The sequence below is a fragment of the Cobetia sp. PDI-12MA genome (assembly GCF_059507695.1).
Map to the genome: position 1 here is coordinate 3,798,016 of NZ_CM183351.1, position 23,920 is coordinate 3,821,935.

The 23,920-nt window shown below is 64.8% G+C and carries 22 protein-coding genes and 1 tRNA gene; 15 read left to right on the forward strand and 8 right to left on the reverse strand.

Translation table 11 applies throughout. The features are described 5' to 3' along the window. Positions 1-25 precede the first annotated feature (25 nt). The 6 genes from murJ to rplU all read right to left on the reverse strand — a co-directional run bounded on the left by murJ (position 26) and on the right by rplU (position 5,678). Positions 26-1,570, reverse strand: a complete 1,545-nt coding sequence (murJ, locus tag AC5WNI_RS16040) for a murein biosynthesis integral membrane protein MurJ (RefSeq protein WP_302682507.1) — start codon at positions 1,568-1,570, stop codon at positions 26-28. Between the two features lie 231 nt (positions 1,571-1,801). Beyond that, positions 1,802-2,068 carry a 30S ribosomal protein S20 gene (gene rpsT, locus AC5WNI_RS16045; RefSeq protein ID WP_043335965.1) on the reverse strand — a complete coding sequence of 89 codons (267 nt, stop codon included), beginning with the start codon at positions 2,066-2,068 and terminating at the stop codon, positions 1,802-1,804. A gap of 301 nt (positions 2,069-2,369) precedes the next feature. Beyond that, positions 2,370-3,533, reverse strand: a complete 1,164-nt coding sequence (proB, locus tag AC5WNI_RS16050) for a glutamate 5-kinase (protein ID WP_282627961.1) — start codon at positions 3,531-3,533, stop codon at positions 2,370-2,372. A gap of 220 nt (positions 3,534-3,753) precedes the next feature. Beyond that, the gene (gene cgtA, locus AC5WNI_RS16055; protein ID WP_175090330.1) at positions 3,754-4,950 is read right to left on the reverse strand and encodes an Obg family GTPase CgtA; all 1,197 of its coding nucleotides are present in this window, start codon (positions 4,948-4,950) and stop codon (positions 3,754-3,756) included. Between the two features lie 125 nt (positions 4,951-5,075). After that, positions 5,076-5,333: a 50S ribosomal protein L27 gene (gene rpmA, locus AC5WNI_RS16060; RefSeq protein WP_043335969.1), complete on the reverse strand. Its 258-nt coding sequence runs from the start codon at positions 5,331-5,333 to the stop codon at positions 5,076-5,078. A gap of 33 nt (positions 5,334-5,366) precedes the next feature. Continuing rightward, positions 5,367-5,678: a 50S ribosomal protein L21 gene (gene rplU / locus AC5WNI_RS16065; protein ID WP_043335971.1), complete on the reverse strand. Its 312-nt coding sequence runs from the start codon at positions 5,676-5,678 to the stop codon at positions 5,367-5,369. Positions 5,679-5,961: 283 nt separating this feature from the next. On the opposite strand from rplU, the gene ispB reads away from it, so the two are divergent. Further along, positions 5,962-6,951, forward strand: a complete 990-nt coding sequence (gene ispB / locus AC5WNI_RS16070) for an octaprenyl diphosphate synthase (protein ID WP_107335841.1) — start codon at positions 5,962-5,964, stop codon at positions 6,949-6,951. Positions 6,952-7,181: 230 nt separating this feature from the next. Next, positions 7,182-7,258: transfer RNA gene (locus AC5WNI_RS16075), tRNA-Pro, on the forward strand. 230 nt (positions 7,259-7,488) lie between these two features. Here AC5WNI_RS16075 and AC5WNI_RS16080 read toward each other — a convergent pair. After that, entirely contained in the window at positions 7,489-7,749 is a 261-nt protein-coding gene (locus tag AC5WNI_RS16080; RefSeq protein WP_175090329.1) for a hypothetical protein, read from the reverse strand. 198 nt (positions 7,750-7,947) lie between these two features. On the opposite strand from AC5WNI_RS16080, the gene AC5WNI_RS16085 reads away from it, so the two are divergent. The 3 genes from AC5WNI_RS16085 to AC5WNI_RS16095 all read left to right on the forward strand — a co-directional run bounded on the left by AC5WNI_RS16085 (position 7,948) and on the right by AC5WNI_RS16095 (position 12,880). After that, on the forward strand, positions 7,948-8,805 hold the full coding sequence (locus AC5WNI_RS16085) for a TlpA disulfide reductase family protein (RefSeq protein WP_175090328.1): 858 nt from the start codon (positions 7,948-7,950) through the stop codon (positions 8,803-8,805). 138 nt (positions 8,806-8,943) lie between these two features. Continuing rightward, positions 8,944-11,886: an RNA polymerase-associated protein RapA gene (rapA, locus tag AC5WNI_RS16090; RefSeq protein WP_175090327.1), complete on the forward strand. Its 2,943-nt coding sequence runs from the start codon at positions 8,944-8,946 to the stop codon at positions 11,884-11,886. 232 nt (positions 11,887-12,118) lie between these two features. Next, positions 12,119-12,880, forward strand: a complete 762-nt coding sequence (locus AC5WNI_RS16095) for an RluA family pseudouridine synthase (protein WP_175090326.1) — start codon at positions 12,119-12,121, stop codon at positions 12,878-12,880. 20 nt (positions 12,881-12,900) lie between these two features. On the opposite strand, the gene AC5WNI_RS16100 is transcribed toward AC5WNI_RS16095, so the two are convergent. Beyond that, positions 12,901-13,836, reverse strand: a complete 936-nt coding sequence (locus tag AC5WNI_RS16100) for a TIGR01777 family oxidoreductase (protein WP_175090325.1) — start codon at positions 13,834-13,836, stop codon at positions 12,901-12,903. Between the two features lie 163 nt (positions 13,837-13,999). On the opposite strand from AC5WNI_RS16100, the gene AC5WNI_RS16105 reads away from it, so the two are divergent. From AC5WNI_RS16105 to AC5WNI_RS16150, 10 genes are all read left to right on the forward strand, one after another. Next, positions 14,000-15,184 carry an NAD(P)/FAD-dependent oxidoreductase gene (locus AC5WNI_RS16105; RefSeq protein WP_175090324.1) on the forward strand — a complete coding sequence of 395 codons (1,185 nt, stop codon included), beginning with the start codon at positions 14,000-14,002 and terminating at the stop codon, positions 15,182-15,184. Positions 15,185-15,223: 39 nt separating this feature from the next. After that, positions 15,224-15,610 carry a sirohydrochlorin chelatase gene (locus AC5WNI_RS16110; RefSeq protein WP_175090323.1) on the forward strand — a complete coding sequence of 129 codons (387 nt, stop codon included), beginning with the start codon at positions 15,224-15,226 and terminating at the stop codon, positions 15,608-15,610. A gap of 266 nt (positions 15,611-15,876) precedes the next feature. Continuing rightward, positions 15,877-16,788 (forward strand): MerR family transcriptional regulator, encoded by a 912-nt coding sequence (locus AC5WNI_RS16115; RefSeq protein WP_175090322.1) that lies wholly within the window; start codon positions 15,877-15,879, stop codon positions 16,786-16,788. A gap of 49 nt (positions 16,789-16,837) precedes the next feature. Further along, positions 16,838-18,334, forward strand: coding sequence for a deoxyribodipyrimidine photo-lyase (phrB, locus tag AC5WNI_RS16120; RefSeq protein ID WP_175090321.1), 1,497 nt, complete (start codon positions 16,838-16,840; stop codon positions 18,332-18,334). Positions 18,335-18,400: 66 nt separating this feature from the next. After that, positions 18,401-18,886: a nuclear transport factor 2 family protein gene (locus AC5WNI_RS16125; RefSeq protein ID WP_254627168.1), complete on the forward strand. Its 486-nt coding sequence runs from the start codon at positions 18,401-18,403 to the stop codon at positions 18,884-18,886. A gap of 141 nt (positions 18,887-19,027) precedes the next feature. After that, positions 19,028-19,840 carry an SDR family NAD(P)-dependent oxidoreductase gene (locus AC5WNI_RS16130; RefSeq protein WP_175090320.1) on the forward strand — a complete coding sequence of 271 codons (813 nt, stop codon included), beginning with the start codon at positions 19,028-19,030 and terminating at the stop codon, positions 19,838-19,840. Positions 19,841-19,936: 96 nt separating this feature from the next. Next, positions 19,937-21,283 carry an NAD(P)/FAD-dependent oxidoreductase gene (locus AC5WNI_RS16135; protein WP_175090319.1) on the forward strand — a complete coding sequence of 449 codons (1,347 nt, stop codon included), beginning with the start codon at positions 19,937-19,939 and terminating at the stop codon, positions 21,281-21,283. Beyond that, complete coding sequence (locus tag AC5WNI_RS16140; RefSeq protein WP_254627167.1) at positions 21,280-22,098, forward strand: DUF1365 domain-containing protein; 819 nt, start codon at positions 21,280-21,282, stop codon at positions 22,096-22,098. Before AC5WNI_RS16135 ends, AC5WNI_RS16140 begins: the two co-directional genes overlap by 4 nt. Before the next feature lie 10 nt (positions 22,099-22,108). After that, entirely contained in the window at positions 22,109-23,392 is a 1,284-nt protein-coding gene (locus AC5WNI_RS16145; protein ID WP_495928561.1) for a class I SAM-dependent methyltransferase, read from the forward strand. A 2-nt stretch (positions 23,393-23,394) separates the two neighbouring features. Next, a complete protein-coding gene (locus tag AC5WNI_RS16150; protein ID WP_175090316.1) occupies positions 23,395-23,919 on the forward strand; it encodes a DUF2878 domain-containing protein in 525 nt (174 codons plus the stop codon). The last annotated feature ends 1 nt before the right edge of the window (position 23,920 follow it).

The following is a 23,920-nucleotide window of genomic DNA, read 5'->3' on the forward strand; positions in this document are numbered from 1 at the left end:
CCTGCGTGGCACCCGGGCAGCAGACTCAGCTCTGCATGCGGAAATGGCGCGGGCGGACACCGCACAGCCCCAACCACACCGCATAGGCCAGCACACCGCCGACGACCAGCGCTCCCATCATCGCACAGCGCTCCCACAGGCCCCAACCAAGCCAGGTGGTCCAGTCCGGCGACAGCCACATCAGGCCGCCGCCCATCAGGGCGCAACCGCCGATCAGCGTCAGCGAATAGCGTCCCCAACCGGACTGGAAGCGCAGCACGCCGTCACGATACAGACCGCGTGCCAGCAGGCCCGCATTGAGGAAGGCCGACAGCGCCGTGGCCAGCGCGAGCCCGGCGTGCGCCAGCGGCACGATCAGCGCCAGGTTGAAGGCCATGTTGGCGACCATCGCGATGATACCGATCTTGACCGGCGTTTTCGTGTCCTGACGCGCATAGAAGCCCGGCGCCAGCACCTTGATCAACATGAAGGCCAGCAGGCCGAAGCTGTAGGCACGCAGGCTCTGGGCCGACATCACCACATCGTTGTCGGTCATCGCGCCGTAGTGGAACAGCGTGATCAGCAGGGGTTCGGCCAGCACGCCGAGCGCCAGCGCCGCCGGCACACCGATCAACAGTACCGAGCGCAGCGCCCAGTCGAGCATCTTCTGGAAGTGCTCCAGTGATTGCTCGGCGTGGCGCTTGGAGAGCGCCGGCAGAATCACCGTCCCGATGGCGATGCCGATGATGCCCAGCGGCAGCTCGACCAGACGGTCGGAGTAATAGAGCCACGACACGCTGCCGGTGACCAGAAACGAGGCCAGCACGGTATCCAGCAGCAGATTGATCTGCGAGACCGAGACACCGAACAGCGCCGGGGTCATCAACTTGAGAATGCGGCGCACGCCCTCATGGGCGAAATTCGGCCATGGCTTGGGCATCAGGCCAAGCCGCAACAGGAACGGCACCTGGAACAGCAGCTGCACGCCACCGGCGATCAACACGCCCCAGGCCAGCGCCATGGCGGGTGTCTCGAAGCGAGGGGCCAACAACAGCGCCGCGCCGATCAGACTCAGGTTGAGCAGCACCGGCGTGATGGCCGGCACCGCAAAGCGATTCCAGGTGTTGAGCACACTGCCCGCAAAGGCGGTCAGCGAAATCAGCAGCAGATACGGGAAGGTCAGGCGCAGCATGTCACCGGTCAGCGCCAGCTTGCCGGCATCGTCACCGAACCCGGGCGCGAAGACCCACACCAGCCAGGGCGCGCACAGCATCGCGAGCGCGGTGATCAACGCAAGTACGACGCCAAGACTGCCGCTGACGGCGTCCAGCAACTCGCGGACCTCCTCCCGCGTCCGGCGAGTCGCATACTCCGACAGCACCGGAATGAAGGCCTGGTTGAAGGCACCCTCGGCAAACAGGCGGCGCATGAAGTTGGGGACCTTGAAGGCAACGAAGAAGGCATCCGCCCCGCTGCCGGCGCCCAGCAGTGATGCGATGGTCACATCGCGCGCCAGCCCAAGCACGCGCGACAGCATCGTCATCACGCTGACGATCAACCCCGAGCGCAACAGACCACCCCGCACCGGCAGGCTGTCGCCCGAACGGGTCTCGCCCTGGGCACTCGCCTGTGAAGCGGACTGCGCGGCAGCTTCGGCCCTGCCATCTTCTTCCCTGACTTCCTTCTCGCCTGCGGGCGACTCATCCTGCGGCTTGCTCACCCTGACACCCCTCTCGCTTCCCTGACCTGACACCGATGCCATCCACTCGACAGACAGACACAAAAAAACCGGCCGAAGCCGGTTTTTTCACACTCACACGTCTTAGACAGCCAGTGCCTTGACGCGAGTGTTCAGACGGCTCTTCAGACGAGCGGCCTTCTTCTTGGACAGAATGTCCTTGTCGGCGTAACGGTCGAGGACCTTCTGCGCGACATTGAAAGCGGCCATGGAAGCAGCGTGATCGCCAGTCTTGACGGTCTTCAGCACGTTCTTGATGCTGGTACGCACGGCGGAACGCTGTGCGGAGTTGTGCTGACGACGAACTTCAGCCTGACGAGCGCGCTTACGTGCTTGCTTGGAATTTGCCACTTTGATGCTCCTTATGAGTCCACCCGTAGGCGCGTACTCATGAACTTGAATTTGGAAGACGTTGTCGCACCGCGACAGCGAGTCCGATCATCTCTCGTCTTTCGACACTGATGTGAAGACTTTCGAGAAATCAGCGACTTGACGTGGAAGCCCCGTCAAACCTTCGCCATCGGGGCGGACCAGCACCCGACAGGACGGCAAAGTCTAGCATGACCCGAGCGTATATCGCCAGTCTGAGCTTGCCTGTACCGGCCCTAGGCACAGACCCAGGCACAGAGCCAGGAAGCAGGCCTCATGGGTGCTACAGCACGATGAGGTTGTCGCGGTGGATCAGTTCCGGCGCCTCGATATAGCCCAGCGTCGCCTCGATCTGATGACTGGGCAGGCCGAGAATCCGTCCGGCATCTTCGGCGCTGTAATTCACCAGGCCCTTGGCGATGCGCTGGCCGGATTCATCGACGCACTGCACCAGGTCACCGCGCTTGAAAGCGCCTTCGATCTTCCTGACGCCCACCGGCAACAGGCTGGAGCCACGCGTGGTCAACACATTGACGGCCCCGGCATCCAGCGTCAGGGTGCCGCGCACCTGCAGCTGTCCCGCGATCCAGCGCTTGCGTGCTGCGATCGGTGCATGCTCCGGCAAGAGGAGCGTGCCGAAGCGCTCACCGGAAGCCAGCCGAGTGATGACCTCGGGCTGACGACCAGAAGCGATCACGGTCAATGCGCCACTGCGCGCCGCCAGACGCGCCGCGCGCACCTTGGTCGCCATGCCGCCACGCCCGAGCAAACCGCCGCCGCCGGCCACCTTGACCAGTATCGGGTCATCGGCCTGGGCTTCCTCGATCAGGCTGGCCGCCGGGTCATGACGCGGATCGGCATCATAAAGGCCTTCCTGATCGGTGAGCAGCAACAGCACATCGGCTTCGAGAAGATTGGCGACCAGCGCGCCGAGGGTGTCATTGTCGCCGAAGCGGATCTCGTCGGTGACCACGGTGTCGTTCTCGTTGATCACCGGCACCACCCGCAGGTCGACCAGGGTGCGCAGCGCCGAGCGTGCATTCAGGTAGCGCTTGCGGTTGGAGAGGTCATCGTGAGTCAGCAGAATCTGCGCCGTGGTCAGGCCATGACGATGGAAATGCTCTTCATAGCACTGGGTCAGGCCGTTCTGACCGACCGCCGCTGCCGCCTGCAGCTCATGCACACCGCTGGGGCGAGCTGACCAGCCCAGCCGCGACATGCCGACCGCGATCGCCCCGGAGGACACCACGATCACCTCGACACCCCGCGCGTGCAGCGCCGCGATCTGATCGACCCAACGCCCGATGCCGGCGTCATCCAGCCCGCGGCCGTCGTCGGTCAGCAGCGCACTGCCGATCTTGACCACCACGCGCCGTGCACTGGCCAAGGCCTCGCGCCCCGTCTGACTGCCCAGCTCCGCCACTTCCGCCACCTTCTGCTCCGACACCGCGCTCTCTCCTGTCATGTAATCCCTCGCCGGCAGGCCCTGCCTCCCTGCTTGCCATTGTCTGCTCCCGCCAGCCCGCTGTCATCACTCCTCGCCGGCCCCGACAACGAAAACGCCCCGCCGCGAGACCATGAGGTTCGGGGCGGGGCGTGAATCGCGCAGCGGGTCGCTCGTCACTCAGTGGCTACCGCGCAGGACAGCCACCGGACAAACTGAGACCTCAGGGCGCGTATTCGACTTCGACGTCGTAATCGTCGTCATTGAAGTCGTCATCGTCCTCTTCTTCGTCATCCTTCTTGCGCTTGCGACGTGTCAGGCGCTCTTCAGCGCGCTCCAGCGACTCGTTCTCCATGCGCGCCAGCAGGGCGGCATGTGCCTCGGCAGCTTCCGGATCTTCCGCCAGCTGCAGGCGTTGCTCGCCCAGCCAGCGGTGTGCGGCCTGCACCAGCTCCTGGGTGCCGATACCGCTGGCCGCGGAGACGACGAACAGCTCGCCTTCCCAGCCCAGACGCTGGACGAGGTCCTTGACCATCGCGTCACGATCCTCTTCCGCCAGCAGATCGACCTTGTTGATCACCAGCCAGCGCGGCAGCTCCGTCAGTGCCGAGGAGAAGTTCTCCAGCTCCTTGAGGATCGCCTCGACCGCATGCACCGGATCGCTCTCGTCGAAGGGGGCGATATCCACCACGTGCAGCAGCAGGCGCGTACGCGTCAGGTGCTTGAGGAAACGCAGTCCCAGGCCGGCACCATCCGCCGCGCCTTCGATCAGACCGGGAATATCGGCCATCACGAAGTGCTGGTGGCTACCGATCTTCACGACACCGAGGTTCGGCACCAGGGTGGTGAACGGGTAGTTGGCGACCTTGGGCTTGGCGGCGGAGACGGCTCGGATCAGCGTCGACTTGCCGGCATTCGGCATGCCGAGCAGACCGACGTCCGCCATCACCTTCATCTCGAGACGCAGGTTGCGGCGCTCGCCCCAGGTCCCCTTGGAAGTCTGACGCGGCGCGCGGTTGGTGGAAGACTTGAAGTGGATGTTGCCCAGCCCACGACGTCCACCCTGCGCAACCAGTACCAGCTGGCCGATTTCCGTCACGTCACCGATGATCTCGAGGGTTTCCTCGTCGATCACGGTGGTGCCGACCGGCACCTTGACGATCAGGTCCTCACCCGCCTTGCCTGCCATCTGGCGGCCTTGACCGGCATCGCCGCTCTCTGCCTGGTAGTAGCGCTGGAACTTGAAGTCGATCAGGGTATTGAGCGAGTCATCCCCGATCAGATACACACTGCCGCCGTGCCCACCGTCGCCCCCATCGGGACCACCGCGCGGCACGTATTTTTCACGGCGAAAACTCAGGCAACCATTGCCGCCACGTCCGGCCTCTACAATGATCGACGCTTCATCAAGGAACTGCATGCTGCTCTCTCCTGACGACGACCCGGGCCGTCATGCGACAAAAAAGCCCCGCCTGAGCGGGGCTTCCTTGCAGACCGTCCCACGATACCGGGGCATCGTCCAGTCTGCGTAAGCTGTCAGACGTTTCAGGCAGAAACGATGCTGACGAACTTGCGGTTCTTCGGACCCTTGGTCTCGAACTTCACGTGGCCGTCGGCCAGAGCGAAGAGAGTGTGGTCCTTGCCGATGCCGACGCCAGTACCAGCGTGGAAACGGGTGCCGCGCTGACGCACGATGATGTTGCCGGCGATAGCCGCTTGGCCACCGAACAGCTTCACACCAAGGCGCTTGGATTCAGAATCGCGACCGTTGCGGGTAGAGCCCGCCGCCTTCTTATGTGCCATTGGATAATTCTCCTATGGTGGGTAGCGCTGCAATTAAGCAGAGATACCAGTGATCTTGACTTCGGTGAACCACTGACGGTGGCCCGCACGACGCATGGAGTGCTTCCGGCGACGGAACTTGATGATGGTGACCTTGTCGCCACGGCCGTGAGACACGACCTCGGCAGAAACCTTGGCACCTTCAACCAGCGGAGCGCCGACCTTGATGTCGTCGCCTTCAGCGACCATCAGGACTTCGTCAAACTGGATAGCTTCGCCAGTCGCGACTTCAAGCTTCTCGAGCTTCAGGGTCTGGCCTTCCTGAACGCGGTACTGCTTGCCACCGCTCTTGATAACTGCGTACATGATTCTCTCCATCGAACTCATCAAGGGTGTGCTCTTGGGTGGCCTGCTGCGAGTGGCGCCCCTTCTGGAGCCATCTGACAGGGAGCGGGATGAGTCACGGCCGCGTATTATAGCGCCACGTGCCGCGACCGACAAGCAATGTCAAGGTTTACGCGACCAATCGGCCGCCAGCCAGCGTCCTTGCGCGGGTGCACGCCTTGACGGCCATAGGGGTGCCCCATAGCATTACCGCCAAACGGCACGCCACGGCGGCCTCACCTCTCGCTACGGGCACGACGATCTCATGCAAGCCGACGCATCGACCCTTCACGCGGCAGTGGCAGATGACTTCGCCGCCGTCGACCGCACCATCCTCGCGCAGCTCGAGTCGCGCGTGCCGCTGGTCCAGACCATCGGTCAGTACATCATCCAGAGTGGTGGCAAACGCCTGCGCCCGGTGCTGGTGCTGCTGGCAGCCCGCGCGCTGGGCTATCAAGGCGAGAAACACGTTCATCTGGCCGCGCTGATCGAGTTCATGCACACCTCGACCCTGCTGCACGATGATGTCGTGGATGAATCCAGCCTGCGGCGCGGCCGTTCCACCGCCAATGACACCTGGGGCAATGCGCCTTCGGTGCTGGTCGGTGACTTCCTCTATTCGCGCTCCTTCCAGATGATGGTCGAAGTCGGCTCGATGGACGTGATGGCGATACTCTCCGCCGCCACCTGCACCATCGCCGAGGGCGAAGTCCTGCAGCTGACCAATATCGGCAACGCCGACATTGATGAAGCCGCCTACTTCGAGACCATCCACGGCAAGACTGCCATGCTGTTCGAGGCGGCCGCCCATGCCGGCGCGATTCTGGCCAGGGAAACCGACGACACTGTCACGCCGGCACAGGTCAGCGCGCTGCAGAACTATGGCCGCTACCTGGGCCTCGCCTTCCAGCTGATCGATGATCTGCTCGACTATCAGGGCGATGCCGAGACCATGGGCAAGAACGTCGGTGATGACCTGGCCGAAGGCAAGCCGACCCTGCCGTTGATTCGCGCCATGCAGGTCGGAAGTCCGGCTCAGGCCAGCCTGGTGCGCGGCGCCATCGAGAAAGGTGGGTTGGAGCAGCTCGACGAGGTACTGGAAGTGGTACGCCTCACGGGCGGTCTCGACTATACCCGCAGCCGTGCCCAGGAGATGGCCGACAACGCCCTGAACGAGCTCAAGGCGCTGCCGGAGAGCGAATTCCGCGACAGCCTCGAGCGCATCGCGCTGTTGAGTGTCGGCCGCCAGGCCTGATATGCGCAAGACGATGGCCTGCCTGGCAGGTCATCGGTCAGTCGATCATGGCAGGAGAAGACCGCCGTCAACGTGGCGAGAAGCGCCAGCAGGATGAGGTGAATGGAAGCGCGCTTCTCGACAGCCGAATTGTCCCTTGAGACTCAGATAAAACTTTTTGGCCTCAAGGGCTTGCAAAGCAAAGCTGCCTGCGTATAATTCACCTCCGTCGAGACAAGCTCACGACGCATCGGAGTATAGCTCAGCTTGGTAGAGCGCTGCCTTCGGGAGGCAGAGGTCGTAGGTTCGAATCCTGCTACTCCGACCAGACATATGAAAAAGCCGCTGATCATTGATCAGCGGCTTTTTTGATGCTGGAAGGTTTTTCCTGCCTCACCAGCCTCCTTCTGCTTGCTCGCGCCTGCGACGCCCCCCCCCGACGCGCTACGCCTCAGGATGCCCCATGCACACACTGTTGAGATACTGCATGGAGCGCGACGGCTACCGCCTGCAGGGTGACTGATTCATAGCGCGCACTGAGCCATATCGAGCGGCGAGTCAGTCGGACATCCAGCTGTCACTCGCCTTGCGGGCCCGCTCGCGACCAGCACGTTCACGGTCGCGGCGGGCCTTTTGCTTGAGGTAGTAACTGCGCAGGGCAAGGCCGAGTCCGAAGGCCAGCATCAGGGCGAATACCAGCCCCTGCCAGAGGCGGGCGGCATCGCCAAGCCAGGTCTCCAGCGCGACGATGGCGATCAGGCCGCTGGCCTGACTGGCAACGGCGATGGCACGGCTACGGTCATAATGATGTGACAGCATGGGGATATCCTTGGAGCGTCCTCGGCGGCGGAGCAATGCTCAGCGCGCGGGGCGTGGATGTCGAAGTCCATCGATTATCGCATACTCGAGCCTCGCGCCTGCAGCGCCTGCCGAGCGTTTTCCAAGCGCTTGCCACATACAGGCCGACAGGTATTGCTGCCCTGAACGCTCTCCCGGACACCGCCAGAGGATAACCGCATGGATGCCATCGCCCTGGGCCCTGCCCTGATTTCCGTCGAACGCCTCTATGCCTTCGTGGCAGCCCTGGTGATGCTGATCGAGTTCTCGCTGCTGATTCGTCTGCTGGCACGCATGCACGCCAGGGGTACGACCGCGCCCGCTCACGATTCACCGCCGCTGAGCCCCTCGCGCTGGTTCAATCGCATGCTGGTCAGCTGGGTGATCGGTGCGCGCCTCACTCATGTCGCGCTGCACTGGGCAAGTTATCAGCAGGCACCGCTGGATATCCTCAAGCTGTGGCAACCGGGCTATCACCTGTTCGGCGGCATGCTGGCCGCGACCCTGGCCAGCCTGTGGCTGCTGCGCCGGCATGGCACGATTCGCCAGGTCATCGCGCTGGGCAGCCTGACCCTCGGCCTGACCGCCTTCCTCGGCCTCAAGCAGCTCGACCCGCTGGGCAACGACTCCGCCCTCGACGCGATGCCTGCCATCACCCTCCATCATCTGGATCGGCGCCCCGTCGCGCTGAATGACATCCAGAACGAGCGAGTGATCGTCAATCTGTGGGCCACCTGGTGCCCGCCCTGCCGCCGCGAGATGCCACTGCTGGCAGAGGCCGATCGGAGACCCGGCGTCACCGTGGTACTGGCCAATCAGGGCGAGCAGGCGCTGGCGGTGACCCGCTTTCTGAAAAGCGAACAGCTGACGCTCGAGTACGCGCTGCTCGACCCCGCCATGCAGCTGATGGCGCTGGCCGAGGCGCAGGGCCTGCCCGCGACACTGGTCTTCGATGGCGACGGACAGCTGATCGAGCGTCATATCGGCGAACTGAGCCGCGCTCAGCTGGACGCCCTGCTACCGGCGTCACAGCCATAGGACGACACGCCGGTGGCCTCGCTTGGTGCGACAAAGACGCTCGCCACAAGAAAAGGCGCTTAAGCCACGGCGTCTGATCCGGTAAGATACCGCGCCCCTGTATTCCCGATTCCCGTCTTTGTCCTACCCCGAGGCTTCATGAGCGACTTCATTCCCGGTCAGCGCTGGATCAGTGACGGCGAGGCTGATCTCGGCCTTGGCACCATCCTCAATGTCGACTTCCGTACCGTCACCGTGCTCTTTGCCGCCAGCGAAGAAACCCGCACCTACAGTCTACGCGAAGCGCCCCTTACCCGGGTGGCCTTCGGCAATGGCGACCGCATCCAGTCCGACGATGGCGAATGGCTGATCGTCGATGACTTCAAGGAAGTGCGCGGCCAGATCGTCTACATCTGTGAGCGCAGCGGCGAGCATGCCGGCGAGCTCATCGAGCTTCCCGAAGCGCGCCTGAACGACAAGATGCAGTTCAATCAGGCGCGTGACCGTCTGCTGACCGGCCAGGTCGACCGCAATGACTGGTTCGACCTGCGCTACCGCACCCTGCGCCACTTCCATCGTGTCGAGCAGAGCCCGGCGCTGGGCCTGTCCGGTCCCAAGGTCGATCTGGTGCCGCACCAGCTCTACATCGCCGATGAAGTCTCGCGCCGTCACGCGCCGCGCGTACTGCTGGCCGATGAAGTCGGCCTCGGCAAGACCATCGAAGCCGGCCTGATCCTGCACCGCCTGCTGCTCAGCGGCCGCGCCAGCCGTGCGCTGATCCTGGTGCCCGCCAGCCTGACCCACCAGTGGCTGGTCGAGATGCTGCGCCGCTTCGCGCTGGATGTCTCGCTGCTCGACGAAGAGCAGTGCAAGGCCTACGGCACGCGCAACCCCTTCGAAGGCAACCAGATCATTCTGGCCAGCCAGGACTGGCTGTTCGCCAACCCGTCGCGTCAGGTCCAGGCTGCCGCCTGCGACTGGGACATGCTGATCGTCGATGAGGCCCACCACCTCGACTGGAGCGAAGACAAGGTGGGCCCGGGTTACGCCTGTGTCGAATCCCTCGCTCGCCAGACCGCCGGGGTGCTGCTGCTGACCGCCACGCCGGAGCAGATGGGGCTAGAGAGCCACTTCGCGCGCCTGCGCCTGCTCGACCCGGAGCGCTATCACGACATCGAGCGCTTCAAGGCCGAGGAACAGGGCTATGTGGCCGTCGCCAGCGCCATCGACGCCCTGGAAGCGCTGCCCGCCGATCAGTCCGGCCTCGACAGCCTCGCCAGCGTGCTGGATGACAGCGACAGCCGCGCCCTGCTCGACACCCTGATGGCCAGTGATGCCGACGATGCCCAGCGCGACAGCGCGCGTCGTCAGCTGCGTGATCAGCTGCTCGATCGCCACGGCACCGGCCGCGTGATGTTCCGCAACTCGCGCACCCATGTCGCCGGCTTCCCCGAGCGTCGCCTGCACGTCCATGAACTGGAACTGCCCTCCTCCTACCGTCGCGTGGTGCGCAAGCTGGAGCGTGACGAGGACTACCTCGATGACCTGCTGATCGAGACCGGCATGAACCACCCCGAGGTGGTGCTGTTCCTCGACGAGATGTATCGCGCCTTGCCCGATGACCGCATGAACGCGGAACCCTGGTGGCAGATCGACCCGCGCGTCATGTGGCTGCTGGAAACCCTGACTGACCTCGGCAACGAGAAGGCGCTGGTGATCTGCCATACCGCCGATACCGCGCGTGAGCTGTCCGAAGGCCTGCGCGTGCTGGGCGGCGTGCATGCGCCGGTCTTCCATGAGGGCATGAGCCTGGTCGAGCGCGACCGTGCCGCCGCGGCCTTCGCCTCCGAAGAGGAAGGCGTGCAGCTGCTGGTGTGCTCGGAAATCGGCTCGGAAGGTCGCAACTTCCAGTTCTGCCACCACCTGGTGATGTTCGACCTGCCGGTGCACCCGGACCAGCTCGAACAGCGCATCGGGCGCCTGGATCGCATCGGCCAGCAGTTCCCGATCGAGATCCACGTGCCGGTCTTCGAAGGCTCACCGGGCGCCCAGCTGCTGCGCTGGTACCGTGACGGCATGGACGCCTTCAGCGCGCCGCACGGCATCGGCAGCGAGCTCTACGCCCAGTTCGGCGACGAGCTGGAAGAAGCCCTGCTCGACAGCGAAGAGATCGACAGCATCATCGAGCAGACCCGCGAGCGCTTCGATACCCTGCAGGAAGAACGTCAGTCCGGCCGCAACCGCCTGCTGGAACTCAATGCCTGCCGTCACGAGCGCGCCGAGGAAGTCATCGCCGCCATCGAGACGCTGGACAATGACAAGGCATTGCCCGGCTATCTGGAGCGCGCCTTCGACATCTTCGGCATCGAGAGCCGGGACCTCGGCGACGGCATCACCTATCTGGCGCCGGGCCCGCACATGCTCGACGGCCTGCCGGGACTGGTGAAGGGCGAGGAAGGCTTCAGCGTCACCAGTGACCGCGCCACCGCGCTGTCACGCGAAGACGTGCAGCACCTGTCGTGGGAGCACCCGCTGGTGCGCGAGATGCTGGTCCGCATCCTGGACGGCTCGATGGGCAACACCGCGCTGGCGCTGCTCAAGCACCCGGCGATTCCCGGTGGCCGCCTGATGACGGAAGTGGTGTTCCGCACCCAGTCCACCGCGCCGCGCGGCCTGCGTCTTGGCCGCTTCCTGCCGCCGACCGCCATCCGCGTGCTGCTGGATGAAACCGGCAGCAACCTGTCCGACAAGGTGTCCTTCGGCGGTCTGGCCAAGAACCTCAAGCCGGTCAAGAAGGCGGTCGCGCGCGACCTGATCAAGCAGAGCCACGCCACGCTGCGCAAGCTGATGAGCGATGCCGAGCAGGAAGCCGAACGCGAACTGCCGACCATCGTCGAGCAGGCCCAGCAGCAGATGCGTGAGCAGCTCAGTGCCGAACTGGCGCGCCTGGAAGCCCTGGCCAGCCACAACCCGGCCGTGCGCGAGGAAGAGCTCGAAGCACTGCGCCAGGAGCGTGCCGCGCTGGACAGTGCCATCGAGACCACCCGTCTGCGTCTGGACAGCGTGCGCGTCATCGTCACCGTGGATGCCCACGAGCGTTGAGCTGACCGCAGTCGTCAGTGATGAACCTGAAACGCCCCACCTGCCATCGGCAGGCGGGGCGTTTTGCCGTATGCGCCAGCGACAATGGCCCGCTGGACTTGCCAGATCGCCCAGCGGCCGCGACGATGCCATCGCTTGCGCGTCACGACTCACGGCTCATCACTTACGCTTCACCACTTGCGTTGCACCCCTTTCGTTTCATCCTTTCGTTTCATTACTACAGAGCACCCCCATGGCGAGATCATATCCAGAGAGCGGCGAGGCAGCGTCAGGGCAAGGTTGGCAAGGAGAGCGCCTGGCCGAGGAAGGCGAGCGTGTCGCAAGGGTGGGGCTGTCGCTGCTGGCGGCAGGCGATGACTGGTGGGCCATCGACAAGCCGGCCGAGCTGCCCTCGGTGCCGGGGCGTGATCCCTCGCGCTTCGACAGTGTCCATTCGCGCCTGTGCCAGCTGAGCGAGGATACGCGCGCCGTGCATCGCCTGGATGTGGCGACGTCCGGTGTGCTGCTGGTGGCGCGCAATGTCGAGGGCCAGCGGCGGCTGTCGCGGCTCTTCCAGTCACGCACCATCGAGAAACGCTATGTGGCCGTGGTGGCAGGTCATCTCACGCCCGCCGAGGGCAGCATCGCCCTGCCGCTGCGCTGTGACTGGCCACGCCGCCCGCGTCAGATCGTTGACTTCACGCATGGCAAGTCGGCACTGACGCATTATCGGGTCGAGCAGCATCTGACGCTCGCGGGCCAGCGCCCGGATGGTACGTCGCAGCCCCTCGCCGCCAGCCGTGTTTCGCTGACGCCACATACCGGCCGTTCACACCAGCTGCGCCTGCACATGCTGGCGCTCGGTCATCCGATCATCGGCGATGGCTTCTATGCGCGCGGAGCGGCACTCAATGCCAGCCCGCGCCTGTTGCTGCATGCGGCACGCCTGGTGATTCCGCCAGCCAGCGACAGCGATGCCCTACCACTGGTGCTGGAAGCGCCACTGCCCTTCTAGCATCGCCTTCCTGCCAAGGCTCACTTGCGTGACAGGATATCGGCGAAGGCCACGTCGAGGGTCGGGTAATCGAAGGTGAAGCCGGCAGCCAGCAGACGCGCCGGCACCATGCGGGCGCCCTCCAGCAACAGGGTGCTCATTTCCCCCAGCCCCAGTTCAAGCGCCTTGGCCGGCAGCGGCAGGATCGCCGGACGCCCCAGACTCCGGGCCAGAGCGTGGGTGAAGCCCATATTGGTGACCGGGTGCGGCGCGCTGGCATTGAAGGCGCCGCTGAGGCTGTCATCCGCCAGCAGGCGCTCGATGATGCGAATCATGTCGTGGCGGTGGATCCACGGCATGTAATGGCGTCCATCGCCCAGCCGCCCCCCGAGCCCGAGCTTGAAGGGCGTCAGCAGCTTGGCCAGTGTGCCACCATCGGCCTCCATCACCAGGCCAGTGCGGATGATGGCCAGTCGCACGCCGTATTCGGTGACGGGCATGGCGGCCGCCTCCCAGTCGCGACACAGGCGGTGATTGAAATCATCGTGGGGCGTCGCCTGTTCATCTATCTCGACATCGCCCGGCTCGCCCGCCTTGGGCTGTGCACCGTAATAGCCCATCGCCGAACCGGACACCATCACCTGCGGCGGATGGCCTTCGGCAGCCAGCTGCTGACACAGCATCACCAGATGCTCGGTGGTCTCCAGCCGCGAACGGCGCAGCTCACGCTTGTGATCCTCGCTCCAGCGCCGCCCGGCTATCGACTCCCCCGCCAGATTGACGATGCCCTCGGGCTGCCAATCCTTGAAGGCCAGTGACGAATCCGCCGCGACCACCGTCAGCCCCAGGTCGGCAAACTGGCGCTCAGCACGCTCCGGGCGGCGCGATACGACCGCCAGCGAGTGGCCCGCAGCGGCCAGTGACTGACACAGCGCCAGGCCGACGAACCCCGTTGCACCTGTTATCAATATTCGCATGTTGCCCTCCTCGGCGATGAAGCATCGAGTGTGCCGACTTTCGCCATGAATCTATACTTATATTGTACAATTATGCGCAAGAAGTTAACTTTAGCGTATCTGCTGTCGGGTCACATGACGACCCGTCCCCCCTGAACACCGCCCGCGCAGGAGTCGCCTCCAGATGCCAGTATCGTCCATCGCCATCATCGGTGCCGGTATCGCCGGATTGTCTGCCGCCACCCGACTGACCGCGCAGGGCCATGCGGTAACGCTATTCGAGAAGGCGCGCGGCCCCGGCGGACGCCTGGCCAGTCGCCGCACTAGCGAAGGCCCCATCGACATCGGCGCGCAATACTTCACGGCGCGTGATCCACGCTTCCAGTCCGCGCTCGAGCAGTGGCGGGCCGCAGGCGTCGTCGCAACTTGGGGTGAGAGACTGTTGAGCCTCGGCAAGCCGGCGTCTGACGAGAGCCAATGGCAGCGGCTGCGCGATGATTCCACCCGCTACGTGGCCAGTCCGCGCATGAGCGCCCTGAGCCGCCACCTCAGCGAACAGCTGCCGGCCCACGCCAGCCTGCACAGCGAGACGCGCATCACGCGCCTGATCGCGGACGATGGCACGGCATCAGACAAGCGCTGGCGGCTCGAGGACAGCGACGGTGATCAGCACGGCCCCTTCGATCACGTGGTGATCAGCGCGCCGGCGCCGCAGGCACGTGCCCTGCTGAGCACGGCCGGCACCGACACCCAGGGGGTGGCGCTCTGCGAGAACTCGCTTGCCCCGGCACTGAGTGAGGCGCTGGCCCGAGTGGAGATGGCACCGACCTGGACACTGATGGCCACTCTGGAGACGCCGCTTCCCGCGCTGGGGGGCGACGATGACTGGCAAGGGTTGCTGGTCAGCCGCGGTGATGATGGCCCCCTGCGCTGCGTGATGCGCCAGCATTCGCGCCCCGGCCGCCAGACACCGTCACATGCCAAGGAGACCCTGAGCCTGCTGGCGACCGCTGGCTGGAGCCGGGCGAACCTGGAGAAGTCGCCACAGGAGGTCGCGACCTTGCTGTGGAAGGCCTTCGAGACACTGCCCGAGATCTGCGAGCTGGCGCCGGGCTGGAGCCGGGGCAAGGTCACCCTCGCGGCGCATCGCTGGCGTTACGCCCATCCGACCCAGACACTGCCGCAGACCTCAGCGGCAGCCGGCCGGAATGGCGATGACCAGAACGCCCAAGCCCACAATGTCTGCGGCCAAGGGGCGTCCGGGCTATGGCTGGCCGGAGACGCCCTGCGTGGCCCGCGAGTCGAGGACGCCTGGCTGTCAGGGCACGAGGTAGCCGAACAGCTGCTCAACACCCTCGCCGACAGCTGATACGCTGCCGCGACCCCTCATCGCCCACAGGATAGCTGCATGACTACGTCCACAGATCACGACAACGCCTTGATTCTATTGGCCCATGGGTCACGTGACCCGCGCTGGCGCGAGCCCTTCGAGGCACTGGAAGCCACACTGGCTTCCCGCCTCAAGCGTCCGACGCGCCTGGCCTATATGGAACTGTGCGACCCGCTGCTGACCGACACCATCGATGCCCTGGCGGCAGACGGTGCCGCGCGTATCGACATCCTGCCGCTGTTCTTCGCGGCCGGCCGTCATCTGCGTGAAGACGTGCCCGCCATGCTGGAAGAATCGCAGCGCCAGCACCCCGACTGCCCCATCAGCCTGCTTGACCCGGTGGGAGCACATCCGGCCTTTGTCGAGGCCTTGATCCAGATTGTGGAGCAACAGGACAACGCCTAGATGGCCAATTTCATGACGGGACCTCCTGCGTCGAAGGCGCTGTGATGCACCTTCAAAACATGCGCACCGAGGATGCGGCGCAGCTTGCCTCTTGTCAGGCTCTGGCGGCTGCGCCATCCTGATGCCCACATGTACAGCTAGTGCACAAGATGCATTGCCGGTATCCCACAGCGCCCCATGTGACGACACTTCAACTTTACCCTGTGTGTCGTCCTCACCTGTGCTTCACCCGGGATGCCTCGTCACCGCCAGAGGTAACACCATTCATGACTGACAAGGCCACGGAAACTGCCAGTTCGCCGCTGTTTCCGATCCGCGAAGTCTCTCGCCTGACCGGCGTCAATTCGGTCACGTTGAGAGCCTGGGAACGCCGCTACGGACTGATCGAGCCCCGCCGTACGCCCAAGGGGCATCGCCTGTATGCCCGCGAGGACATCGAGCGGATCGAACACATCCTGCAATGGCTCAACCGCGGAGTACCTGTCAGCCAGGTACGCGAGCTTCTCGACCAGCCGCAGCCGGAAAGCACGCCGATGCCGGACGAAGGCAGCTGGAGCGGCCAGCAGCAGCTGGCATTGGCCGCCATCGATGCCCAGGACGAGGCGCGTCTGGCCGAGCTGTACAACCAGAGTCTGGCACTGTACCCGGTCAGCAGCGTGGTCGAGCGCCTGTGGCGTCCGCTGCTCGAACAGCTCGAGGAGCGCGGTACCGCCACCTTCGGCACCCGCCTGGCCCAGTGCTTCTTCGAGAGCTTCCTGCGTTCGCGCATCGGTGCCCGGCTGGTGTTTGCCAATCAGGAGCGTCACGCCCCGCACATCACGCTGACGCGCCTGCCGGAAGAACCGGGCCTTAGCTGGCTGCTGCTGTTCGCACTGGTCGCCAGCGACGCCGGCTATCACGTCAGTCTGCTGGATGGCCCACTGCCGCTGGCGGAGCTGCCGCTGGCCGCAGAGCGCCTGCAGGCACAGGCCGTGGTACTGGTCGGCACCCAGGCAGAGCGCTCGGATGTCATGCGCCGTCAGTTGCCGCGGGTCGCAGAACAATTGAGCGTGCCGCTGGCCATCGCTGGCCCGGTCGCTCAGATTCGCCAGCAGGAGCTGGTAGACGGGCCCATCGAAGGCCTGGGGGCCGACCCGATTCAGGCGGTCGCTCGCCTGAGGTCCTTGATGGCACGTTGAACGCAGGCTCCTGCTCGGCATTGGTTTCACCGATCGCCAAGGAGCCCCGATGTCATCTGACTCACCATCCACCTCTTCCTCCGCCTCCGCGCCAGCGGGGGCTCCCCTGCAGCTGGTCTGGCTGCGCAGTGACCTGCGCGTACATGACAACACGGCTCTCTCGCAGGCCGCCGCACGCGGCCCGGTCGTGGCCGTCGTCGCCCCCTGCCTGGCGCAGTGGGTCGAGCACGGTCACGGCGCCAACAAGCTCGACTTCATGCGCCGCGGCCTGCATGTCCTGCAACAGGCACTCGCTGGCTATCACATCCCGCTCAAGGTGCTCGACTGCGACACCTTCGCCAAGGTGCCCGAGGCGCTGGCCGCACTGTGCGATCAGCTGGGCGTCCGGGCCCTGCACTTCAATGACGAATATGCCGTCAATGAGCGTGAGCGCGACAGGCTCGTGCGCGAGCGCCTGGCCGAGAGCGACGTCCGCCTGCATCGCTACACCGACATGCTGGCCTTCACGCCCGGCGAGCTGCTGACAGGCAAGGGCGATTACTACGGCGTCTTCACGCCCTTCTCCAAGCGCTGGCACAAGGAAGTCGATTCCCGACGTCTGGCGCTGAATGAGGCGCCTGAAGTGCAAGCCACGCCCCGCGATGCCATGGGGCGCGAGATCCACGGCGACGCCATCCCGCCACTGCCCGAGACACTCAAGGGCGAACCGACGACAGCGCTGGACGCCGAGCTGTGGCCGGCCGGCGAAGAGGCCGCACAGGAGCGTCTGGAACGCTTCCTTACCTTCCGCGCGCGCCGCTACCACGAGCTGCGCGATATCCCCGCCACCCGGGGCACCAGCGAGCTGTCGCCCTATCTGGCGCTGGGCATGATCTCGGCTCGCCAATGCTACGCCGCCGTGCTGGCAGAGAATGGCAGCCTCGCCGATGGCAATGTCGGCCTGACCAGCTGGGTCAACGAGCTGATCTGGCGTGAGTTCTACCAGCACATCCTGGTCGGCTTCCCGCGCGTCAATCGCCACCGTCCCTTCCAGCGCCATACCGAGGCCCTGCAGTGGCGCGAGGATGACGAAGGCTTCGCCGCCTGGTGCGAGGGCCGCACCGGCTACCCCATCGTCGATGCCGCCATGCGTCAGCTGGTGCAGACCGGCTGGATGCACAATCGCCTGCGCATGGTGACGGCGATGTTCCTCACCAAGCATCTGCTGATCGACTGGCGGCGTGGCGAGGCCTTCTTCATGACCCATCTCGTCGATGGTGAGCTGGGCGCCAACAATGGTGGCTGGCAATGGGCGGCCTCCACCGGCACCGATGCCGCGCCCTATTTCCGCATCTTCAACCCGACCACCCAGGGGCAACGCTTCGACAAGGACGGCGAGTTCATCGCGAGCATGGTGCCGGAGCTGGCCGAGCTGCCGGCCAAGCGGCGCCACCAGCCCAGTGCGGATGACTGTCAACGGACGGGCTACCCACGACCGATCGTCGACCACAAGGCCGCCCGCCAGCGGGCGCTGGATACCTTCAAGGCGCTGTCAAAAAGCGAATGACCCCTCAAGCGGCCTGCTGATCTCCAGCAGGCCGCTCTTGTATACCTCCCCCTCAGGAGCATTGCCATGCAATCGCTACCCGACGAGATGAGCCCAGCCCTGACTCGGGTATGTCGTCTTTACGAAAAGCTGGACAAAACCTCTACAGAACTGCTCAAATCAGTCTACAGTGACGATATCGTCTTTCGCGACCCCCTGCATGAAGTCCGCGGCCTGACGGCACTCAACGCCTATTTCTCAGGGTTGTACATGAATGTCGCCGCCATCGACTTCGTCTTTCATCACCCGCTGGGGCCGATACCTGCGCAAGCCGCCGGCCCTGCGGATGAAGGCAATGAACAGGGACTTGCCTGGCTCAGCTGGACGATGACCTATCGCCATCCCCGTCTGAACGGGGGCAAGGACATCAGCGTGCAGGGTGCCTCGCGCCTCGAGTTCCGAGACGGGAAAGTCATCCAGCACCGTGACTTCTTCGATGCCGGCGAGCTGCTCTACGAGCAGGTGCCCGTCCTGCGCAGCGTGATCGGCCTGCTGAAACGGCGCATGGACTGAGCAGCAGAGGGTTGAGCCCTGGCGACATCCATACGGACACACCCGGCGTTCTCTGAGTCAGTGCCAGCAAGGCTCTACCGGCCAGACACAGGCTGAAGACGCAGACAGGCACACCAGACACACTTACGCCAAGGAGGGGAAATGGCCAGTCATGATTCGAGCACCACATCGACATCCGCAAAGGCTCGCAAACGTATCTGGCTGACCGGCGCCAGCTCCGGCATCGGCGAAGGACTGGCGCGCCGGCTGCTGGCGGATGGCCACCGGGTCGCCCTCAGCGCCCGCTCCGCCGACAAGCTGGAGGCCATCGCAGCCGATGCCGAGCAAGGCCCCGGGGAAGCGCTGGTCGTGACGCTCGACCTCACCGACCGTGAGGCCATCCGCGCGGCGGCCAGCCAGATAGAGGCCCGCTTTGGTGGACTCGACCTTGCACTGCTCAACGCTGGCACCTGCGAATATCTGGATACACGGGAATTCGAGGCAGATCTGGTCCACCGCGTATTCGCGACCAATTTCCAGGCCGCCGTGGATGTGATCGAAAGCGCCCTGCCGCTGCTGCGCATGGCAGCGGCAGACGACGGTGAGCGACCGCAGCTGGCAGCGGTCTCCAGTGCTTCGGCCTATCTGCCGTTGCCTCGAGCCGAGGCGTATGGCGCCTCCAAGGCCGCAGTGAGCTACTTCCTGGAGTCGCTACGACTGGACCTCGACAACCAGGGCATCGATGTCAGCGTGATTCACCCCGGCTTCGTCAAGACACCGCTGACCGAGCGCAATGACTTCCCAATGCCGATGCAGGTCACTGTCGATCAGGCGGTCGAGGCGATCGTGACGGGACTCGCGCGTCATCGGCTCGATATCCATTTCCCGAGACGCTTCACGCTGCTGGTCAAGTTGCTGGGCATCCTGCCCGCCATCTTGCGACGCAGCATCGGACTACGCATGACCCGCGACTGAGTACGCGGCAGGCAAGCCCGACGAGACCTGCCCAGGCCGATAGGCCGGCAACAGTTCTGCTCATGACGACATGGTGCGTTCTACTTCTGGAGTGGCATGAACACGACAACGACCTACGCGACAGCGCCTCCACCCCGCCAGCGCATTGCCGTCATCGGCAGCGGCATCAGCGGCATGTCAGCGGCCTATTACCTGAGTCGCAAGCATGAAGTGCATGTCTTCGAGTCAGCCGAGCGCCTGGGCGGCCACACCGCCACCATGGATGTGCAGTGCGCCGATGGCAGCGACTGGGCCATCGACACCGGCTTCATCGTCTTCAACGACCGCACCTATCCGCATTTCCAGCGTCTGCTGGAACGCCTCGACGTGGCTTACCAGCCCACCGAGATGAGCTTCTCGGTGCACACCACCGCCGAGGACTTCGAGTACAACGGCCACACCCTGCTGTCGCTGTTCGCCCAGAAGCGCAACCTGTTGCGCCCGCGCTTCTATCGCCTGTTGCGCGACATCCTGCGCTTCAACAAGCAGGCTGCCGCCGATCTGGACAACGGCAAGCTCGCCGAGGGCGCGACCCTGGGCAGCTACCTGGATGCCAATGGCTACTCACAGGTCTTCCGTGAGCATTACCTGCTGCCGATGGGCGCGGCGATCTGGTCTGCCAGCATCGCGGATATCGCGCAATTCCCGCTGCTGTTCTTCGTGCGCTTCTTCCGCCATCACGGCCTGCTGTCGGTCAATGATCGTCCACAATGGTTCACGCTGGTCGGTGGCTCACGCACCTACATCGCGCCGCTGACCGAGGGTTACGCAGAGCGCATTCGCCTCAACAGCAAGATCAGTCGTGTCCTGCGAGACGCCAACGGGGTGACACTTGAGCATGCCGATGGCCGCCGTGAACGCTTCGACCAGGTGGTGATGGCGTGTCATGCGCCACAGGCACTGGCTCTGCTCGGTGATGCCAGCGAGCAGGAGCGAGCGGTGCTGGGGGCGATCACGACTCAGCGCAATGAGGTGGTGATGCATACCGATACCTCGCTGCTGCCCAGGCGCAAGGCGGCCTGGGCGAGCTGGAACTACCGCCTCGATGGGCGCGACGACGCCCAGCGGGCCAGCGTCACCTACGACATGAACATCCTGCAACGCCTTGATGAGCGCGAGCACCCGCCCCGCGAGACCTTCTGCATCACGCTCAATGACAGCGACGCGATCGATCCCGCTCGGGTACTGGGCCGTTACGCCTATGACCACCCGCGCTTCACGCTGGCCGCCGAGGACGCCAAGGCGCGCTTCGCGCAGATTTCCGGCGCGCAAGCCAAGGCGGACGGCCCAGTGGGGCGCACCCATTTCTGCGGTGCCTGGTGGCGCAATGGATTCCACGAGGATGGCGTATGGAGCGCGCTGCGGGTCGCCGAGGCACTGGGTGCTCGCGAGGCAGACGATTGAAGGCGCCCGCCAGTCGCATCGGCTATGGCACGCTGCGCCATCGCCGCCATGCGCCGCGCCAGCATGCCTTTCGCTATCGCGTCGCCATGGCATGGCTGGCACTGGATGAGTTGCCGGCACTGATGGCCGGCAAGCGTCTGGTGAGCGCCAGTCACGCCGCGCCACTGGCCTTTCGTGACAGTGACCATCTGCCGGCCGCGGTCCACGACATTGTCGATGGCCCACTAGAGGACCGGGTGCGCGCCGCCTGTCAGCGCGAGCTTGCCCGCAATGGCGATCACGCGCCATTGCCGCAGGGGCGCATCTTTCTGCTGACCCAGCTGCGCCACTTCGGGATCGGCTTCAACCCGATTCGCCTCTATTACCTCTATCACGCCTCAGGCCAGCTGGGCGCAGTGCTCGGTGAGGTCACCAATATTCCCTGGGGAGAGCGCGTGCTGTATGCCGCCCGTACTGATCCACAGCGACGCATGCAGGCAGCGCAGTTCGACAAACGCATGCATGTCTCGCCCTTCATGCCGATGGGCATGCGCTATCACTGGCGCTTCAACGATCCCAGCGCGGACGAGCTGTTGCTGCACATGGAAAACCATCCCCTCACCGGGGATACGGCACGGATAGCGCAGCATTCGCTGTTCGATGCCAGCCTGAGCCTGCACCTGGAACCGGCTACCCCGCGCGCCTTTCATCGCCTGCTGCTGCGCTTCCCGTGGATGACGCTCAAGACGGTCGCGGGCATTCATTTCGAGGCGCTGCGTCTGGCGCTCAAGCGCGTGCCGATCTTCGACCATCCGCGCTCGCCGTCTTCATCATGAGGAACTCATCATGAGCCAATTCGAACCCGCTCCCCCCACTCTGGCCACGACCCAGGCACCGGCGGACCGCCTGACGCGGCTGCTGCGGCCACGCCTGCTGCACATGCTCGACAAGCTCGAGGGTGGCAGCCTGACGGTGCTGGAAGGTCGAGAGCGCCACGTGCTGGGCAAGGGCGGCGCGCGCAACGTCACGCTGCGTATCCATGACTCACGCGCGTGGCGGCGCATGGCGCTGGGTGGCACTGTCGCGGCGGCGGAGGCCTACATGGATGGCCAGTGGGAGACGGATGATCTGGTCGGACTCGTGCGCCTGTTCGCCTACAACCTCGAGCAGGTCAATGACTCGGTGGACAGCGGAACGTCGCGCCTGTCCAAGTGGGCGCTGAGCGTCGCCTACGCGCTGGCGCGCAATACGCTGGCGGGTTCGAAGCGCAACATCTCGGCGCATTACGATCTCGGCAATGACCTCTTCGAGCTGTTCCTCGACCGCGAGCACCGCATGTATTCCGCGGCGGTGTTCCCCTATCCCGAGGCCAGTCTGGAAGCGGCCTCTACCCACAAGCTGGAGAAGCTGTTCAACCTGCTGGAACTGGGGCCACAGCATCACCTGCTGGAGATCGGCACCGGCTGGGGCGGGCTGGCGATCCATGCCGCAAGAACACGCGGATGCCGCGTGACCACCACGACCATCTCCGATGAGCAACACGCCTATACCAAGGCGCGTATCGCTGCGGAAGGGCTGGAGGATCGCATCACGCTGCTCAAGGAAGACTACCGGGAACTGGAAGGTCGCTTCGATCGTATCGTCTCGGTGGAGATGATCGAGGCGGTCGGCCATCAGTATCTGTCGACCTACCTGAAGACCCTCGAGCGCCTGCTCGAGCCGGAAGGCCTGATCGCGCTGCAGGCCATCACGATTCGCGATCAGCGCTTCGTGGCCGCAAGCCGCGAGATGGACTTCATCAAGCGTTACATCTTCCCCGGCGGCTTCCTGCCGTCCCATGCGGCGATCCTCACCGCCATGCAGCAGGACACCCAGCTGAACCTGCTGCAGCTCGAGGATATCGGCCTGCACTACGCCGCCACGCTCAAGGCCTGGGGGCAGCGCTTCGAGGCGCATCTCGGGGAGGTCTATGCGCTGGGCTACGACGAGCGCTTCGTGCGCATGTGGCGTTACTACCTGGCGTACTGCGAGGGGGGCTTCCGCGAGCGCACCATCGGCACCTGCCAGCTGTTGCTGGGGGGGCCGGGAGCGCGCCCGGTACAGGCGGGGCTCCAGGATTGGGACGCCTGAACATGCTGTCCGAGCGCCTTGGAGCACTGCTCAATGCCGGTCTCTTTCAGCTCGGTTGGTTCTGCTGTGTGCTGGGTGGCTCGACGGTCGCCCTGTTGGCTACGCCGCTGATACTGGCCGTGCATCTATGGCTGATCGTGCCGACGAGTGAGCGCCTGCGCGAGCTGCGCTGGCTGGCCGCCTTCGTGGCGCTGGGGATGGTAGTGGATGGCAGCCTGTCACTGGCCGGCGGATACACCATCACCTCGGACACGCCTGGTTGGGCGCACTGGCTGCCACTGCCTGTCTGGTTGTGGTGTCTGTGGCCGCTGTTCGCCTGCACGATCCATCATGCGCTGCGCTGGTTGTGGCAGCGGCCCTGGCTGGCGGCGGCTGGCGGCGCCATCAGTGCGCCGCTGTCCTATTACGGTGGGGCGCAGCTCGCCAATGTGGCCCTCGCCGACTGGCTGCTACCGGCCCAGGCGCTGATCTGGGGCGGCCTGTGTCTGGGCATCGCAGGCCTTCGTGGGCATGCCGAGCGTGCCTGAG

Excerpts from the sequence above, each read along its gene's own strand:
- AC5WNI_RS16100 (WP_175090325.1), bottom strand. The coding sequence starts at position 13,836 with ATGCGAATATTGATAACAGGTGCAACGGGGTTCGTCGGCCTGGCGCTG.
- ispB (WP_107335841.1), top strand. The coding sequence starts at position 5,962 with ATGCAAGCCGACGCATCGACCCTTCACGCGGCAGTGGCAGATGACTTC.
- AC5WNI_RS16115 (WP_175090322.1), top strand. The coding sequence starts at position 15,877 with ATGACTGACAAGGCCACGGAAACTGCCAGTTCGCCGCTGTTTCCGATC.
- AC5WNI_RS16125 (WP_254627168.1), top strand. The coding sequence starts at position 18,401 with ATGCAATCGCTACCCGACGAGATGAGCCCAGCCCTGACTCGGGTATGT.
- AC5WNI_RS16095 (WP_175090326.1), top strand. The coding sequence starts at position 12,119 with ATGGCGAGATCATATCCAGAGAGCGGCGAGGCAGCGTCAGGGCAAGGT.
- AC5WNI_RS16110 (WP_175090323.1), top strand. The coding sequence starts at position 15,224 with ATGACTACGTCCACAGATCACGACAACGCCTTGATTCTATTGGCCCAT.
- rpmA (WP_043335969.1), bottom strand. The coding sequence starts at position 5,333 with ATGGCACATAAGAAGGCGGCGGGCTCTACCCGCAACGGTCGCGATTCT.
- phrB (WP_175090321.1), top strand. The coding sequence starts at position 16,838 with ATGTCATCTGACTCACCATCCACCTCTTCCTCCGCCTCCGCGCCAGCG.
- cgtA (WP_175090330.1), bottom strand. The coding sequence starts at position 4,950 with ATGCAGTTCCTTGATGAAGCGTCGATCATTGTAGAGGCCGGACGTGGC.
- AC5WNI_RS16135 (WP_175090319.1), top strand. The coding sequence starts at position 19,937 with ATGAACACGACAACGACCTACGCGACAGCGCCTCCACCCCGCCAGCGC.
- AC5WNI_RS16105 (WP_175090324.1), top strand. The coding sequence starts at position 14,000 with ATGCCAGTATCGTCCATCGCCATCATCGGTGCCGGTATCGCCGGATTG.
- AC5WNI_RS16085 (WP_175090328.1), top strand. The coding sequence starts at position 7,948 with ATGGATGCCATCGCCCTGGGCCCTGCCCTGATTTCCGTCGAACGCCTC.
- AC5WNI_RS16145 (WP_495928561.1), top strand. The coding sequence starts at position 22,109 with ATGAGCCAATTCGAACCCGCTCCCCCCACTCTGGCCACGACCCAGGCA.
- rplU (WP_043335971.1), bottom strand. The coding sequence starts at position 5,678 with ATGTACGCAGTTATCAAGAGCGGTGGCAAGCAGTACCGCGTTCAGGAA.
- rapA (WP_175090327.1), top strand. The coding sequence starts at position 8,944 with ATGAGCGACTTCATTCCCGGTCAGCGCTGGATCAGTGACGGCGAGGCT.
- AC5WNI_RS16130 (WP_175090320.1), top strand. The coding sequence starts at position 19,028 with ATGGCCAGTCATGATTCGAGCACCACATCGACATCCGCAAAGGCTCGC.
- AC5WNI_RS16080 (WP_175090329.1), bottom strand. The coding sequence starts at position 7,749 with ATGCTGTCACATCATTATGACCGTAGCCGTGCCATCGCCGTTGCCAGT.
- AC5WNI_RS16150 (WP_175090316.1), top strand. The coding sequence starts at position 23,395 with ATGCTGTCCGAGCGCCTTGGAGCACTGCTCAATGCCGGTCTCTTTCAG.